This window comes from Glaciihabitans sp. INWT7 (assembly GCF_014217685.1).
Lineage (GTDB): Bacteria > Actinomycetota > Actinomycetes > Actinomycetales > Microbacteriaceae > Lacisediminihabitans.
This window is the reverse complement of record NZ_CP043653.1, coordinates 1347390-1362475: the sequence shown is the minus strand read 5'-3', so window position 1 is coordinate 1362475 and position 15086 is coordinate 1347390. Positions and strand designations below refer to the sequence as shown.

At 65.9% G+C, this 15086-nt stretch carries 14 protein-coding genes; 4 read left to right on the top strand and 10 right to left on the bottom strand.

All coding sequences use genetic code 11. From position 1 onward, the window contains the following. Nucleotides 1-32: 32 nt before the first annotated feature. From F1C58_RS06685 to F1C58_RS06670, 4 genes are all read right to left on the bottom strand, one after another. Nucleotides 33-638, bottom strand: coding sequence for a hypothetical protein (locus F1C58_RS06685; protein ID WP_185203640.1), 606 nt, complete (start codon nt 636-638; stop codon nt 33-35). After that, nucleotides 635-1588: a 16S rRNA (cytosine(1402)-N(4))-methyltransferase RsmH gene (rsmH, locus tag F1C58_RS06680; protein WP_185203638.1), complete on the bottom strand. Its 954-nt coding sequence runs from the start codon at nt 1586-1588 to the stop codon at nt 635-637. Before rsmH ends, F1C58_RS06685 begins: the two co-directional genes overlap by 4 nt. Before the next feature lie 107 nt (nt 1589-1695). Continuing rightward, nucleotides 1696-2127, bottom strand: coding sequence for a division/cell wall cluster transcriptional repressor MraZ (gene mraZ / locus F1C58_RS06675; protein WP_185203636.1), 432 nt, complete (start codon nt 2125-2127; stop codon nt 1696-1698). 232 nt (nt 2128-2359) lie between these two features. Beyond that, the gene (locus tag F1C58_RS06670; protein WP_185203634.1) at nt 2360-2725 is read right to left on the bottom strand and encodes a DUF3040 domain-containing protein; all 366 of its coding nucleotides are present in this window, start codon (nt 2723-2725) and stop codon (nt 2360-2362) included. Between the two features lie 77 nt (nt 2726-2802). Here F1C58_RS06670 and F1C58_RS06665 point away from each other — a divergent pair, with 77 nt between their 5' ends. Next, nucleotides 2803-3924 (top strand): polyprenyl synthetase family protein, encoded by a 1122-nt coding sequence (locus F1C58_RS06665; RefSeq protein WP_185203632.1) that lies wholly within the window; start codon nt 2803-2805, stop codon nt 3922-3924. Between the two features lie 28 nt (nt 3925-3952). Here F1C58_RS06665 and F1C58_RS06660 read toward each other — a convergent pair whose 3' ends face one another. Next, complete coding sequence (locus F1C58_RS06660; protein WP_185203631.1) at nt 3953-4294, bottom strand: Rv2175c family DNA-binding protein; 342 nt, start codon at nt 4292-4294, stop codon at nt 3953-3955. Between the two features lie 191 nt (nt 4295-4485). Between F1C58_RS06660 and F1C58_RS06655 the strand changes: the two genes are divergently transcribed. Together F1C58_RS06655 and pknB are read left to right on the top strand one after the other, a co-directional pair. Then, entirely contained in the window at nt 4486-5790 is a 1305-nt protein-coding gene (locus F1C58_RS06655) for a LysM peptidoglycan-binding domain-containing protein (protein WP_255461310.1), read from the top strand. A gap of 99 nt (nt 5791-5889) precedes the next feature. Continuing rightward, nucleotides 5890-7824, top strand: coding sequence for a Stk1 family PASTA domain-containing Ser/Thr kinase (gene pknB, locus F1C58_RS06650; RefSeq protein WP_185203629.1), 1935 nt, complete (start codon nt 5890-5892; stop codon nt 7822-7824). 102 nt (nt 7825-7926) lie between these two features. On the opposite strand, the gene F1C58_RS06645 is transcribed toward pknB, so the two are convergent. The 3 genes from F1C58_RS06645 to F1C58_RS06635 all read right to left on the bottom strand — a co-directional run bounded on the left by F1C58_RS06645 (nt 7927) and on the right by F1C58_RS06635 (nt 11061). After that, on the bottom strand, nt 7927-9255 hold the full coding sequence (locus F1C58_RS06645; protein ID WP_255461364.1) for a class II 3-deoxy-7-phosphoheptulonate synthase: 1329 nt from the start codon (nt 9253-9255) through the stop codon (nt 7927-7929). A 117-nt stretch (nt 9256-9372) separates the two neighbouring features. After that, nucleotides 9373-10062 carry a 1-acyl-sn-glycerol-3-phosphate acyltransferase gene (locus tag F1C58_RS06640; protein ID WP_185203625.1) on the bottom strand — a complete coding sequence of 230 codons (690 nt, stop codon included), beginning with the start codon at nt 10060-10062 and terminating at the stop codon, nt 9373-9375. Nucleotides 10063-10113: 51 nt separating this feature from the next. After that, a complete protein-coding gene (locus F1C58_RS06635) occupies nt 10114-11061 on the bottom strand; it encodes an ROK family glucokinase (protein ID WP_185203624.1) in 948 nt (315 codons plus the stop codon). Nucleotides 11062-11238: 177 nt separating this feature from the next. Here F1C58_RS06635 and F1C58_RS06630 point away from each other — a divergent pair, with 177 nt between their 5' ends. Beyond that, entirely contained in the window at nt 11239-13062 is a 1824-nt protein-coding gene (locus F1C58_RS06630) for a long-chain fatty acid--CoA ligase (protein WP_185203622.1), read from the top strand. A gap of 70 nt (nt 13063-13132) precedes the next feature. Here the strand turns inward: F1C58_RS06630 and F1C58_RS06625 are convergent, their stop codons facing one another. Both F1C58_RS06625 and F1C58_RS06620 read right to left on the bottom strand, forming a co-directional pair. Then, entirely contained in the window at nt 13133-13621 is a 489-nt protein-coding gene (locus F1C58_RS06625; RefSeq protein WP_185203620.1) for a peptide deformylase, read from the bottom strand. A 67-nt stretch (nt 13622-13688) separates the two neighbouring features. Further along, nucleotides 13689-15047, bottom strand: coding sequence for a MinD/ParA family protein (locus tag F1C58_RS06620; RefSeq protein WP_185203618.1), 1359 nt, complete (start codon nt 15045-15047; stop codon nt 13689-13691). Nucleotides 15048-15086: the final 39 nt, after the last annotated feature.

Genomic DNA, 15086 nt, shown 5'->3' with positions numbered 1-15086 from the left:
GCGCCTCCTCTCGGGATGCGGACTGGTGGTGGTCAGTGAGTGATCGGAGACGGAAGCACGGTCTGTGCGGGAACCCCCGGAGTGGACGCTACCGACCCGGCACCCGCCGGTGCGGCAGGCGCGCCCGTGGCAGACGCGGCCGCCGCGGCGGCTGCGGTGGCGCCGAGGGCCGAGATGTCGGGGGTGATCAGTGCGTTCGGCGTGTAGGTCGCGGCATCCGCCGCAACCGTCGTGTCGGCCGCGGCCGGGGTGGGGGCCCGCGTAACCCCTCCGGAGAGACTGAGGAAGCCCTGGCTGCCCGTGTTCATCACCATTCCGAGCGCCGTCGCCTGACCGGCGAGGTTCTGCGGAGACTGCAGCACGTTGAGCGACTCGGCGAGAGCCTGCTGGTCGCGAGACAGGTCGCGCTGGGTCTGCTGCAGCCCGGAGATCTGGTACGCGCCATCCGAGAGCCAGATGCTGAGCAGAAGCTGCGCCATGAGGATCACGAACAAGCCGGCGACGGCGACGAGGGCGTAGACGACTCTCGGGCGCGCCCGCTTCTGGCTGCGGCTCGAGACGATCTCGATATGGCGGGGGTGCACCTCGCGTTCGGCCGGAAGGAAATCTGGCAGATCGATGGCGAGAGTGTTACTCATGCGGCCCTCCGGATGCGTGACGCGGCGCGAAGCCGCACTGGGGTGGACCGCGGGTTGGCGGCTTTCTCGTCGTCGGTGGCGAGTTCTGCACCGCGCACCAGAAGGGTGAACTCTGCCCGGTGTTCCGGCAGTTCGATCGGGAGTCCCGCCGGAGCGGTGGAAGAGGATGCGGCGGCCAAGGCCCGCTTCACGATGCGGTCTTCGAGCGACTGGTAGGAGAGCACGACGATGCGGCCATCGACGGCGAGCGAGCGGAGCGCGGCCGGGATGGCTCGCTCGAGCACCGAGAGTTCCTGGTTCACCTCGATGCGAAGCGCTTGGAATACGCGCTTGGCCGGGTGCCCCTTGCGCTGGATCGCCACGGGGGTCGCCGCAGTGATCAGCTCGACGAGTTCGGCGGAGCGCACGAGCGGACGGGTCTCGCGCGTCTCCACGATCTTCTTGGCATAGCGCTGGGCGAGACGCTCCTCGCCGAACTCCCAGAAGATGCGGCGCAACTCGGTCTCGCTGTAGTCCGCGAGGATGCGTTCGGCGGTCAGCGGCGATGTGGCATCCATCCGCATGTCGAGGGGGGCGTCCTTGGAGTACGAGAACCCGCGCTCCACCCGGTCGAGCTGGAGCGACGAGACTCCGAGGTCGAAGAGAATGCCCGAGACCTCTGACATGCCCAGTTCTTCGAGGGATTCCTCGAAGCGGTCGTAGACGGTGTGCACGAGATGCACCCGATCCCCGAAGGGGGCGAGTCGCTCTCCCGCGATGGCGAGGGCATCGGTGTCGCGGTCGAGCCCCACGATCACGAGCTCGGGGAATCGCTGGAGGAAGGCCTCGGCGTGGCCGGCCATGCCGAGCGTGGCGTCCACGAGCACGGCGCCCGGACGCGAGAGGGCGGGGCTGAGCAGCTCGATGCTCCGTTCGAGCATCACGGGGGTGTGGATCTGGTTTTCGGCCATAGTGACCGGTGTCTTCTGTTCCTTGTTCCTGATCCCCATCCGTCCGACCTGTCACCGGGGAAGTGATGTCAGGGCGAGTCGACGGCTGGGAGTCAGGAACAAGGGCGCTAGAAGAGTCCCGGGATCACCTCCTCCGTCGTGTCGGCGAAGGCACTCTCCTGCTCGGAGTAGTAGGTCTCCCACGCGGCGGTGTCCCAGATCTCGGCGCGGTTGCCCGCCCCGATCACGGTGAGGTCACGGCCGAGGCCGGCGTAGGCGCGAAGGGCCGCCGGAATCGTGACGCGGTGCTGGGCATCCGGCACCTCGGCGTTCGCGCCGGAGAGAAAGAGTCGCAGATAGTCGCGGGCCTGCTTGCTGGTGACGGGTGCCTGGCGGATGCGGTCGTGAAGCTCCTCGAACTCGCGAGTGGAGAACACGTAGAGGCAGCGCTCCTGGCCACGGGTGATGACGATGCCGGATTCGAGCTCCGACCAGAACTTGGCCGGAAGGATGATGCGGCCTTTGTCGTCGAGCTTGGGGGTGTGCGTGCCAAGGAACATCGGCCACTCCCCCTCATTCTCCGGCCTGGATTCAGGTGTACTCCACTTTACTCCACTCTCCACCACAAAACAATGAAAAGCGCGCCGAATTGCCCCTTTCTGGGGTCGGTGAGCCCGCAATACAGGGCTAGTTGCGGGTGGAGGGAAATGGAGCTACCGGGGGGGAATCCGGCGCGAAAATGGGCACAAAAAAAGGCCGATCTCGCGATCGGCCCAAATTTGTGAAGTCTGCTTACTGCTCGCGCCCGTCCTGGCGCTTGTCCCACCGCTCGTTCATGCGATCCATGAAGGTCGCCTTCGAACGGGTTTCGGTCGGGCGCGGAGGCTCTTCGACCAGGCGCCGCGGGGAGGAGATCGCCACGAGCACCCCCACGAACATGACGACGAAGCCAGCGACCCCGAGGATGGCGAGTTGCAGCATCACCCCCGCGACGATGACCGCGACTCCGACCAGACCGACGAGAATGCCGATGACGATGGAGCGGTAGGTGGGGCGCCCTCGACCCGATCCGACGGTCGCGACGAAGTCGGCGTCGTTGTGATAGAGACTGCGTTCCATCTCGTCCAGGAGACGCTGTTCATGTTCTGACAGCGGCATAGTGACTCCCTTCAGGTCAGAGGCGTGGTGGTGGTACATGCCAATTGTAGGCTCCCCCACGTGGCTAGGCTATAACCGTGCCTGAGAGTAAGCGGTTAGTTGACCTTGTCCAGAACGACATCGATGCCTTTCTGGATGAACGCGAGCCGCTGCTCGCATCCATCGGGCCGGACCTCGCTCCGTTCATAGACTTCTCCCGCGACCTGCTGCGGGGCGGAAAGCGGTTTCGCGCGCTGTTCTGCTACTGGGGTTGGCAGTCCGTGAGCGGGCACAGCACGGCGTTCGACGTGATGCCCGACCGAAGCGCCCCGAGCGACCTCGAGGCGATCGTGCTCGCCGCCAGTGGTCTCGAGGTCTTCCATGCCGCCGCGCTCGTGCACGACGACATCATGGACAACTCCGACACCCGTCGCGGCATGCCCAGTGCTCACAAGCGCTTCGAGGGTCTCCACGACGACGGTCGGTGGACCGGAAGCGCACGAGGGTTCGGCCAGTCCGCCGCCCTGCTCCTCGGTGACCTGCTCCTGAGCTGGAGCGATGAACTCTTCGACTCCGGGCTGCAGGCGCTGTCTTCCCCCGCGTCCCGCGCGGCCGCGCGGGCGGAATTCAACCGGATGCGCACCGAGGTGACCGTCGGCCAGTATCTCGACATCCTCGAGGAGCGGAGCTGGCGCAACTATCCCGAGCCGGAGCTCCTGTCGCGGGCGCACCGCGTCATCGTCTACAAATCCGCGAAATACAGCATCGAGGCACCGCTGGCGATCGGCGCGGCGCTGGCCGGCGGATCGGTCGAACAGGTCACGGCGCTTCGGGAATTCGGACTTCCGCTGGGAATCGCCTATCAATTGCGCGACGACCTTCTCGGTGTCTTCGGCGATCCGGAGACCACCGGAAAGCCCTCGGGCGACGACCTCCGCGAGGGAAAGCGCACGGTGCTGATCGCGCTCGCGCGAACCAAACTCCCCTCGAACTCGACGAGCCTCCTCGACGAGCTGCTGGGAGACCCTGAACTCTCTCCTCAGCAGGTGACGATGTTGCAGGCATCCATCCGCGACAGCGGAGCGGTCGAACACGTGGAACAGATCATCGATCACAACGTAAAGCTCGCCATCACCGCGATCGCGGATGCGCCACTCAGCCAGTCGTCGAAGCAACAGCTCGTTCAGCTCGCCGACACCGTGATCAAGCGGGTCGCGTGAGCCGTCGCCTCCAGGGCGACGAGAGGGGCTAGAACCCGAGAGCCTGTGCGACGCGGCGAACCTCGGCCTTGCGGCCGGCTCGCAGCGCGTCGATCGGCGGGATGCCGATGCTCTCCTCCTCGGTGAGCAGCCAGTGCATCGCCTCGTCGTCGCTGTACCCGCTGTCATGCAGTACGAGCAGGGTGCCACGCAACTCCGGAAGCGGCTCGGCGTCTCGGATAAACGACTCCGGCACCTTCCACACCCCGTCGATCTTCGACGCGAGGAGGCTGTGGTCCTCGATCAACCGGCGCACCTTACTCACACCGATTCCGAGGATGTCCACGAGTTCGGGGAGGGTGAGCCAGCGGGTATCCGAAGCAGTAGTCACGAACGCAATGCTGCCAGAAGCGGGCGCTCCTGCAAACTTCAGAGTTTTGTTTCAATCATGTTAACTCAAACAACATGCGTCCCGCTAATTGACACTGTTATAGATGTGTGTCAGCGTTCTGTGATGGCGTGATGCCCGAGCGCGAGTTCCGGGCTTATCTCGGGGGCGAGAGATAGACAGAGGTTTTGAGCATGACGAACACATTCGAAACGGGCGATGCCCGCAGCACACGGCGCCAGTCGAACCGTGCCGACCAGGGCAAGCTGGCCCGAGGCCTCTTCAACACCATCCCCATAGTGCTCGCGGGCACCATGGCGATGACCCTCAACGTGACCGGTCCCGTGCAGTCCACCGATCTGCGGCGCGACAAGCCGAGATCCACCCCCTCCGAACTCGGCAAGAGCATCCGCGATGCCTTCACCGCCGCGGCTCGCGCCGCGACCAACCCCGTCGCCGCCCCCGTGTCCCAGGCCGCGACGACGGTCGCCGCCGCGCCAGCCACCTACCGGGTGGTCGCCGGCGACACGGTCTCGAGCATCGCCGGCCGTTACGGCCTCGCCACCGCTTCCGTTCTGGCGCTCAACGGACTCAGCTGGAAGTCCGTGATCTTCGCGGGCCAGACCCTCAAGCTCAGCACTAGCGGCGCCGTCGCGGCGGTCGCCCCCGTCGCCGCGACTCCCACGAGCCGCTACACGATCCAGAAGGGCGACTCGATCGGCGGCATCGCCGCGAAGTTCGGCCTCGCGACACAGACCCTCCTGAGCGCCAACGGACTGGCCTGGACGAGCATCATCTACCCCGGCCAGACCATCGCCATTCCCGGAACCACCGGCGTGGCATCCGTGGCTCCGGCCAGCCAGGTTCGCATCATCGAGGCTCCCTCTGCCGCACCCGCAGCGGGGACCCCCGCGAAGTACACCATCGCGAGCGGGGATACCATCGCGAAGATCGCCGCCAAGTTCGGGGTGACCTCGCAGGCCATCCTCACGGCCAACGGGCTCACCTGGTCGAGCATCATCTACGGCGGGCACACCCTGGTGATCCCCACGGCCGTTGCGGCGGTGCCCACGACTCCCGGCGCCGTCGTGCCGATGACGAGCGAGATGGCATCGAATGCCCGCACCATCGTCTCTGTCGGTCGCTCGCTCGGTGTACCGGAATACGGACTCGTCGTCGCGCTCGCCGCTGCGGCACAGGAGTCGGGACTGCGCAACCTGAACTACGGCGACCGCGACTCGATCGGACTCTTCCAGCAGCGTCCGAGCACGGGATGGGGCACTCCCTCCCAGATCTTGCAGCCCACCTACGCCGCGCGGCTGTTCTTCGGCGGACCCAAGAATCCCAATGCCGCGAACACTCGCGGACTTCTCGACATCCCCGGTTGGCAGTCCAAGTCGGTGACGGATGCGGCGCAGGCCGTGCAGCTCTCCGGCTTCCCGACTGCCTATGCCAAATGGGAGACTTCGGCCCGCTCCTGGCTCGCGTCCATCAAGTGAGCAGCCCAACATAACGATTGCGGCAAAACCTGGTATCGGTGAGGCCAACGCCCGGTGTTTTAGCCGGATGATCCGTCACTCGATCCCTAGACTCGCTTGGTGACCACCAGCAGCACTGACCCCCTGATCGGACGTCTCATCGACGGCCGATACCAGGTGCGTTCGCGCATTGCACGAGGCGGTATGGCCACGGTGTATCTCGCCACGGACCTGCGCCTCGAACGCCGCGTCGCGATCAAGGTCATGCACGGTCACCTCGCCGACGATTCGCAGTACAGGGCCCGATTCATCCAGGAGGCGCGTTCGGCGGCGCGATTGGCGCATCCGAATGTCGTGAACGTCTACGACCAGGGCCAGGACGGCGAGACTGCCTACCTGGTGATGGAGTACCTTCCCGGCATCACGCTGCGCGACCTGCTCATGGAGCACAAGGTGCTCACCACGATGCAGGCGATGGACATCATGGAGGCGATCCTCTCCGGCCTCGCCGCCGCCCACAAGAACGGCATCGTCCATCGGGACCTCAAGCCCGAAAACGTACTGCTGGCGGATGACGGTCGCATCAAGATCGGGGACTTCGGGCTCGCGAGGGCGGCGTCCGCCAACACGGCCACCGGCAACGCACTGCTCGGCACGATCGCCTACCTCTCCCCCGAGCTCGTGACGCGGGGGGTGGCCGACGCCCGCAGCGACATCTATGCGGTCGGCATCATGCTCTACGAGATGCTTGCCGGTGAGCAGCCATTCCGTGGCGAGCAGGCGTTCCAGATCGCCCACCAGCACGCCAACGACACCGTGCCGACCCCGAGCACCAAGAACCCCCGTGTGCCAGCCGAACTCGACGAGCTCGTGCTCTGGGCGACAGCCCGGGATCCCGAACAGCGCCCGCGGGACGCGAAGGCCATGCTCGACCAACTCCACGAGACCGAAGCGCTGCTGAGACTCGAGGAGCCGACGGCGGCGACCGCCATCCAGCGCACGATGATCATGCCCTCCGCGGTGGCCGCCCCGTCGAGCACCGGCGACACGCAGATCCTCTCCCCCAAGGCACGTCACCGCACCGGCCCGATCCTCACGGAGACCGCCAACACCCTCGCACTCAAGAGCGATCGACGACGACGCAAGGGCTTCTGGCTGTTCGCTCTCGTCATCCTCTTCGCCGCACTCGCGGGCGGCACCGGCTGGTACTTCGGCACGGGCCCCGGCGCGCAGGTCGCGATCCCGGACCTCGCCGGGCAGTCTCCGGCGGCGGCGACCACCACCCTGACGGGTCTCGGTCTCACCGTCAACCCGACCCCCGGCGAGACGCCTTCGCTGAAGGTGCCGAAGGGAGCCGTGGCACAGACCACACCGGCCATCGGGACCAGGGTGCCAAAGGATAGTCAGGTGACCCTCCTTGTCTCCAGCGGCCCCAAGAACATCGCCGTTCCCACGCTCGTGGGAGAGGCGCAGAACGCCGCTATCCAGAACATCAAGGATGCCGGCTTCCGCTATGACTCGAAGGCATCGTCGAAGCAGTTCGACGCCAAGGTCTCGAAAGACACCGTGATCTCGGCCTTCGGCACCGATGCGCTCGACCTCACGACGGTCACGACCTACGGCCAGAACCAGCCCATCTCACTCGTCGTCTCAGTGGGCGCGATTCCGGATGTCGCGGGCAAGAGCGTCGCAGATGCCACGAACATCCTCACCGCGGTGAAGCTCACCGCGACCCCCGGTCGCCAGGAGTATAGCGACACGGTGCCCTCGGGCAGTGTCATCGGCATCGACGTGGCGAATGGCGCCGTGATCCGTCCCGGAGATCCGATCTCGCTGACGATCTCCAAAGGCAAGGAGCAGATCGCCGTTCCGGATGTCATCAACATGACGTGGGCAAAGGCCAAGCAGACCCTGCTCGATGCAGGCTTCAAACCGAGCTACAACCGGGCAGCAGATGCCGTGGCCTTCGTCGTCACAGTCGGTAAGACGGACCCGGCGGCAGGAACAATGGTCGACAAGGGTTCGACGGTGAAGGTCAACTTCAACAGCTTCTAGCATCACGGGTGAACTGCGGGTCCATGGTCGGCAGTGCTGCCGACGGGTCCGCTGCCGGACTGTACCGCCCGGCCGGTAGTCGCGCGAGATCGGGCAGACGGGCTAGCGCGCCGCGAGCTCCTCGGCCACGAGGAACGCCAGCTCGAGCGACTGCATGTGATTGAGACGCGGATCGCAGAGCGACTCGTAGCGCGTCGCGAGAGTGGCCTCGTCGATCTGCTCCGACCCGCCGAGGCACTCCGTGACGTCATCTCCGGTGAGCTCGATGTGGATTCCGCCCGGGTAGGTGCCCGCGGCACGGTGTGCCTCGAAGAAGCCCTTGACCTCATCCACGACGTCGTCGAACCGACGGGTCTTGTAGCCGTTGGGAGTGGTGAGACCGTTTCCGTGCATCGGATCCGTCACCCAGAGCGGGTTGGCATCAACCTGCTTGATCGCTTCGAGCAGGGGTGGGAGGGCATCCCGCACCTTGCCGGCGCCCATGCGGGTGATGAACGTGAGTCGACCGGGTTCGCGCTCGGGATCGAGCTTGTCGATGAGCCGGAGCATGTCGTCGATCTTGGTCGTCGGGCCGAGCTTCACGCCGATCGGGTTGCGGACCCTCGACATGTAGTCGACGTGGGCGCCGTCGATGTCGCGGGTGCGCTCACCGATCCACAGGAAGTGCGCCGAGGTGTTGATCGGTTCGCCAGTGCGAGAGTCGATGCGCGTCATTGGACGCTCATAGTCCATGAGCAGGCTCTCGTGGCTCGTGTAGAAGTCCACCCGCTTGAGCTCGTCGAAGTCGGCGCCCGCGGCCTCCATGAACTTGATGGCCTTGTCGATGTCATGGGCCATCTGCTCGTAGCGCACGTTCGCGGGGTTGCGGGCGAAGCCCTGATTCCAGCGGTGCACCTCGCGCAGGTCGGCGAAGCCACCCTGGGTGAAGGCGCGGACGAGATTGATGGTGGATGCCGAGGTGTGGTACCCCTGCACGAGTCGGCGGGGGTCTGCCTCGCGCGATTCCGGCGTGAAGTCGAAACCGTTGACGATGTCGCCACGGTACGCCGGAAGGGTCACGTCGCCGCGGGTCTCCGTGTCGCTCGATCGCGGCTTCGCGAACTGGCCGGCCATCCGGCCCATCTTGATCACCGGCGTCGAGGCGCCGTAGGTGAGCACGACGGCCATCTGCAGCACCGTCTTGACCCGGTTGCGGATGGCGTCGGCCGTGGCTCCGGCGAAGGTCTCGGCGCAGTCGCCACCCTGCAGCAGGAAGGCCTGGCCGCGCGCAGCCGCGGCGAGGTGCTCGCGCAGCACGTCGACCTCTCCGGCGAAGATGAGGGGCGGAAGCGTCGCGATCTCGGCCGACGCGGCCTGAACGGCGGAGGCATCCGGCCACTGGGGCTGTTGCTTGATTGGCAGTGTGCGCCAATGGTCGAGCCCCGCGATCACTGACGGATCTGCGAGTACGACCGGGTCATCATTGCTGGCAAACACAGGGGGTGGTTCCTCAATGCCTCGGGGCTGATCAAGCGGGGTGCAAGCGGGCGAACCGCCCGACATCCCAGCCTACCGGCTGAGAGAAGCCTGCTTCTCCTTGACGGAGGAGGCGTACACGTCCACGTATTCCTGGCCGCTCAGGCGGTCGAGCTCGTACATGATCTCGTCGGTGATGGAGCGCAGGATGAAGCGGTCACCCTCCATGCCCTCGAAACGAGAGAAATCGAGGGGTTTGCCGATGACGATGCCGATGCGGCGCACCTTGGGAAGTCGTGAGCCGATGGGCATGACCTTCTCGGTGTCGATCATCGCCACCGGCACGACGGGCACGCCGCCCTCGAGGATCATGCGTGCGACGCCGGTGCGACCGCGATAGAGCCGGCCGTCGGGGCTTCGGGTGCCCTCGGGGTAGATGCCGAGCACCTCGCCGCGGGCGAGGACGCCGAGGCCGGTCTGCAGGGACGCCTCGGAGGCCTTGCCACCGGAGCGGTCGATCGGGATCATCCCGGTGGCCTTGAGGAAGTTCTTGATCAGCCAGGACTTGGTGCCGCGACCCGTGTAGTAGTCGCTCTTCGCCAGGAAGCTGATGCGGCGGTCCATCACCAGCGGCAGGAACACCGAGTCGATGAAGGACAGGTGGTTGGATGCCATGATCACCCCGCCGGTCTTCGGGATGTTCTCATGCCCGGTGACCCACGGGCGGAAGGCGGTCTTCAGCAGCGGCCCCGCCACCAGGTTCTTCATGAACCAATAAAACATGTGAAACCTGCGCCTTCAGAGATTGCCCTACTCTAACGGCTTCGCGAGCCGCTACCTGTCCTCGGCGTGCAGACGCGCGAGGTCGGCCGCACCGACGACGCCGGCATCGTTCACCAGTTCCGCGATGACGAAAGTCGGTTCGGGGTGGAATCCCCGCGCCGGCAGGTGAGTGAGGTACGCCTCGCGGATCGGATCGAGCAGAAGGTCTCCCGCCACCGCGACGCCGCCGCCGAAGACGAAGACCTGGGGGTCGAGCACCGCACTGAGCGAAGCGCAGGCCTGCCCGAGCCAGGTGCCGAGCTCCCGCAGCGCTTTCAGCGCGCCGGGGTCGCCGTCGACGATCAGTTTCGCGACATCCGGGCCGGCAAGGCTGCCGCGCTCCTCGCGCACGGCGGCGAGCCCGAGACCGATTCCACCGACATCCGCGATCTCATTCGCCATGCGCAGCAGTGCGCGTCCGGATCCGTACTGCTCGATGCATCCGCGCGCGCCGCAGCCGCACGGCAGGCCGTCCGGCACGACGCGCATATGGCCGAGCTCGGCGCCCGCGCCGAATCCTCCCCGAAAGAGCCGGTCCTGGCTCACGATCGCTCCGCCGACACCGGTGCCGATCGTCAGCATGGTCATATCGCTGTACAGGCGACCCGCTCCGAAGCGGAACTCGGCCCAGCCCGCCGCGTTGGCATCGTTGTCGATGGTGATGTGAAGATCGAGCCGGTCGCTGAGAAGCTGGCGAAGCGGCTCGCTGCGCCACGGGATGTTCGGTGTGTAGTAGACGATCGACTGCGCAGCGTCGATGAAACCGGGGGCCGCGACCCCTGCTGCCTTCACCTCATGCCCGTCGCTCAGGCGCTGGATCATCGCGACGACGGCATCCACGATCTGCTCCGACCCTGCGGTCGGGGTGGGCACGCGATCCTCCACGATGATCTCCCCCAGCTCGGAGACGAGGGCTCCCGCGATCTTGGTGCCGCCGATGTCGATTCCGATTGCATGCACGTGCGGCGACCTTTTTCCGGGAGTTGTTGTGAGAGAGATACAAGCGGTACGGGGCTTCGCGGACGCACCACCTAGAGTTTAGGTAACGGGGGTGGGCTTCTGCTATTCGCCTCCCTCGCCCCGATTGCGCACGAAACGGTTCCTCACGGAACCCGTGCCGGCCCCGAAGGAGTTGCCGTGCAGGAATACGACGTACCCGCTCTCGTCGCCGCTGATCCCGACGCAAACGCGACGGATCTGCTGGTCGACCGAGTGAAAGCCACCCCGGATCGCGCGCTCTTCGCGCTTCCTACCGCCACCGGCGGATGGACGGATGTCTCGGCATCCGAGTTCCTCGCCCAGGTGGTCGCACTCGCCAAGGGCCTCGTCGCGGCCGGCATCCAGCCCGGCGACAAGATCGGGCTGATGTGCAAGACGCGCTACGAGTGGACGCTCATCGACTTCGCCACCTGGTTCGCCGGCGCCGTGCTCGTGCCGGTCTACGAGACCTCTTCTCCCAGTCAGGTGCAGTGGAATCTCGCCGACTCTGGCGCGATCGCCATGATCACCGAGACGCCCGACCACTTCGCCCGCTTCGACGAGGTCTATGCGGATCTGCCACTCATCCGCAACGCCTGGAAGATCAACCTCGGCGATCTCGACAAACTGGCCGCGAGCGGCACCGAGGTCACGGATGAGGAGATCGAACGGCGACGGGTGATCGCCAAGGGTTCCGACCTCGCCACCCTCATCTACACGGCCGGCACGACAGGACGGCCCAAGGGCTGCATCCTCACCCATTCCAATTTCGTGGAGCTCTCTCGCAATGCGGCGATGGCGATCCCTGAGGTCGTGAACACCCAGTCCCGCACACTGCTCTTCATCACCACGGCCCACATCTTCGCCCGGTTCATCGCCGTGCTCAGCATCCACGGAGGGGTGCAGGTCGGCCACCAGTCCGACACGAAGCAGTTGCTGCCGGCCATGGCCTCGTTCAAGCCGACCTTCCTCCTCGCGGTGCCGCGGGTCTTCGAGAAGGTCTACAACTCGTCCGAACAGAAGGCGGAGAGCGGAGGCAAGGGCAAGATCTTCCGGCGGGCCGCCGCGGTGGCCATCGAGCACTCCAAGGCGCTGGATGCCGGAAGTGTGCCTCTCGCGCTCAGACTGCAGTTCGCGGTGCTCGACCGCCTCGTGCTCTCCAAGATCCGCGCGGCCATGGGCGGCAACGTCAAGTTCGCCGTTTCCGGATCCGCTCCCCTCGGCCTCCGGCTCGGCCACTTCTACCGCAGCCTCGGAATCACCATCCTCGAGGGCTACGGACTCACCGAGACGACCGCACCCATCTCGGTGAACCGTCCATCCAACTTCAAGATCGGCAAGGTCGGCCCGCCCCTGCCCGGCGTCTCGGTGCGGATCGCCGAGGATGGCGAGATCCAGGCCAAGGGGATCAACATCTTCGACGGCTACTGGCAGAACCCCGATGAGACCGCGAAGGTCTTCGATGGCGAATGGTTCAAGACCGGCGACATCGGCGAGTTCGACGACGACGGCTACCTCTCGATCACGGGCCGAAAGAAGGAGATCATCGTGACCGCGGGCGGCAAGAACGTCTCGCCCGCGCAGCTCGAGGATCCCATCCGCGCCAATCCGATCATCGATCAAGTAATCGTGGTGGGCGAGCAGAAGCCCTTCATCGGCGCCCTTGTCACCCTCGACGAGGAGATGCTGCCCGTGTGGCTCAACAACAACGCGGAAGACGCGAACATGCCGATCGAAGACGCGGCGAAGCTCCCGAAGGTGGTCGCGGAGATCCAGCGGGCCGTGGATGCGGCGAACGCGATGGTGTCGCGCGCGGAGTCGATCCGAAAGTTCGTGATCCTCACGAAGCCCCTCACCGAGGCGAGTGGACACCTCACGCCCAAACTCAGCATCAAGCGAAACGTGATCCTCAAGGACTTCGCGCCGGACATCGAGGGCATGTACCAGGGAGCCCCCACCACGGAGGGGATCGCGACGGTCTGACGCCGCCCCTGGCGCCGGCCGAGCAGGAATGTACGCGTCGCCTCGAGCGGCGGATCGGGCTCCCGCGGGGCTAGAACCAGTCGCTGTTCCTGATGGCTTCCATCGCCTCGCGGCGCAGGCCCTTCTCGAGGCCTTCGATGTAGAGCTTTCCATCGAGGTGGTCGGTCTCGTGCTGAAGCGCCTGGGCCATGACGCCTTCGCCGCTCAGTTCGACCGGATTGCCATCGAGGTCCACTCCGGTGACCCGGGCGAAGGGGTAGCGCAGTCGCTCGAAATAGAAACCGGGCACCGACAGGCAGCCTTCGTCGACGAGCTCCGGCTCCCCCGAGAGTTCCACGAGGACGGGGTTGATGATGTAGCCGATCTGGCCATCGACGTTGTAGCTGAAGGCCCGCTGGTTCACGCCGATCTGCGGCGCCGCGACTCCCGCGCGACCGGGGATCTTCACGGTGTCGAGAAGGTCGGTGACCAGACCGGTGACGTCGTCGGTCGGGCGGATCGGGTCGGATACGGTCTTCAGCACGGGATCGCCGAAGATGCGGATCTGTCGCTCGGTCATGCTCGGTGGCTCGCTTTCGAGGGTGGAGGGTGATGGCAGGCCCGGCGGATCACCGGACCGCGGTCGCTCAGGCGCCCTGGCGGGACGGCAGTCCGTCGACGACGAGCGCAGCGAGCTCGCGGGCGGATGCCTTCGTCAGCGGCTTGAGGTCGCGATAGTTGATCACAGACCCGGCGGCGAGCTGCGGGTCGTAGGGGATGCGCACGATCTCGCGCACGCGCGACTTGAAGTGGGCCTCGATCTCCTCGAGCTTTACGAGGTTGGTACCCTGGGTCGCGGTGTTGAGGGCGACCACCGCATTCTTCACGAGATCCTGGTATCCGTTGGCCTCGAGCCAGGTGAGGGTCTCGGACGCGAGTCGCGCCTCGTCGACGCTGCCTCCCGAGACGATCACCACCGAGTCGGCGCGCTGCAGGGTCGCGCGCATCACCGAGTGCACGATGCCGGTGCCGCAGTCGGTGAGCACTATCGAGTAGAAGCGTGCGGCGAGATCGGCCACGACGTTGTAGTCGTTCTCGTCGAATGCCTCGGAGAGCAGCGGATCGGTGTCCGAGGCGAGGATGTCGAGGCGGGTCTCGTCGCGCGACACCATCGTGGTGAAGTCGTTGAAGCTGTTGATGCTCGGGGCGAGGGTCACGACATCCCGAACGGTGGAACGTGTCTGCTTGTTGACACGCTCGGACAGTGTGCCCCTGTCCGGGTTGGCGTCGATCGCGATGATGCGGTCTTCGCGGATGTCGCTGAGCGCCATTCCGAGCAGCGCCGTAATGGTCGTCTTGCCGACGCCACCCTTGCGGGTGAGCACCGGGATGAAGCGTGCACCACCCTCGAATCTCTTGTCGACGCGGCCTTCTATCGCCTTGCGGGCGAGCACCTTCGGGGAGTCCCCCCGGTTCACGAGATGCAGGGTCGCGGCGTACAGGAACGCGTTCAGGCCACCCTCGGGCTTCACCCGCTTCTTCTTGCGCGCATCGATCAGACGGTCCGCGGTGAGCATGTTCGCGGCCTCCGGCGTGTGGGAGACTTCGCCGCGGGTCCGATCCCGCCGGCCCGGACTGGTCGTCACCGCGTCGCGGCGACTCGCATCCCGACGTCCAAGGGCGCGATCATCGTTCGTCGGCAGCTCCGGGATCACGACGGGCGCGGGAACGGGCTCGGGCATCGGGGTCGGCGCCACGACCGCGATCGACATGGTGCTGGGCTGCGCCACCTCGACCGAACCCGGATTCACCGGCACTTCGACGATCGCGACGGCGAGCTCGTCTTCGGGGGCGGCATGCACCGTCGTGGGAAGGCTCACCTCGATGGAGAGGCTCTGCGGCAGGCTCGCTGCGAGGTCGTCCGCCGCTGCGTCGGCGAAGCCGTAGCCCGCCTCGGAGTCGGCAGGCGGATCGTGGCTCCCCGATTCCCTGCTTCTGCTCGGCATGCCGGTAACCCTTCGTTGTGCTGAAATTAGCGCAATAAC

Bases quoted from the DNA above. Each gene is read 5' to 3' on its own strand.
- F1C58_RS06685 (WP_185203640.1), bottom strand. From the start codon at position 638: ATGAGTAACACTCTCGCCATCGATCTGCCAGATTTCCTTCCGGCCGAA.
- rsmH (WP_185203638.1), bottom strand. From the start codon at position 1,588: ATGGCCGAAAACCAGATCCACACCCCCGTGATGCTCGAACGGAGCATC.
- mraZ (WP_185203636.1), bottom strand. From the start codon at position 2,127: ATGTTCCTTGGCACGCACACCCCCAAGCTCGACGACAAAGGCCGCATC.
- F1C58_RS06670 (WP_185203634.1), bottom strand. From the start codon at position 2,725: ATGCCGCTGTCAGAACATGAACAGCGTCTCCTGGACGAGATGGAACGC.
- F1C58_RS06655 (WP_255461310.1), top strand. From the start codon at position 4,486: ATGACGAACACATTCGAAACGGGCGATGCCCGCAGCACACGGCGCCAG.
- F1C58_RS06640 (WP_185203625.1), bottom strand. From the start codon at position 10,062: ATGTTTTATTGGTTCATGAAGAACCTGGTGGCGGGGCCGCTGCTGAAG.
- F1C58_RS06625 (WP_185203620.1), bottom strand. From the start codon at position 13,621: ATGACCGAGCGACAGATCCGCATCTTCGGCGATCCCGTGCTGAAGACC.
- F1C58_RS06620 (WP_185203618.1), bottom strand. From the start codon at position 15,047: ATGCCGAGCAGAAGCAGGGAATCGGGGAGCCACGATCCGCCTGCCGAC.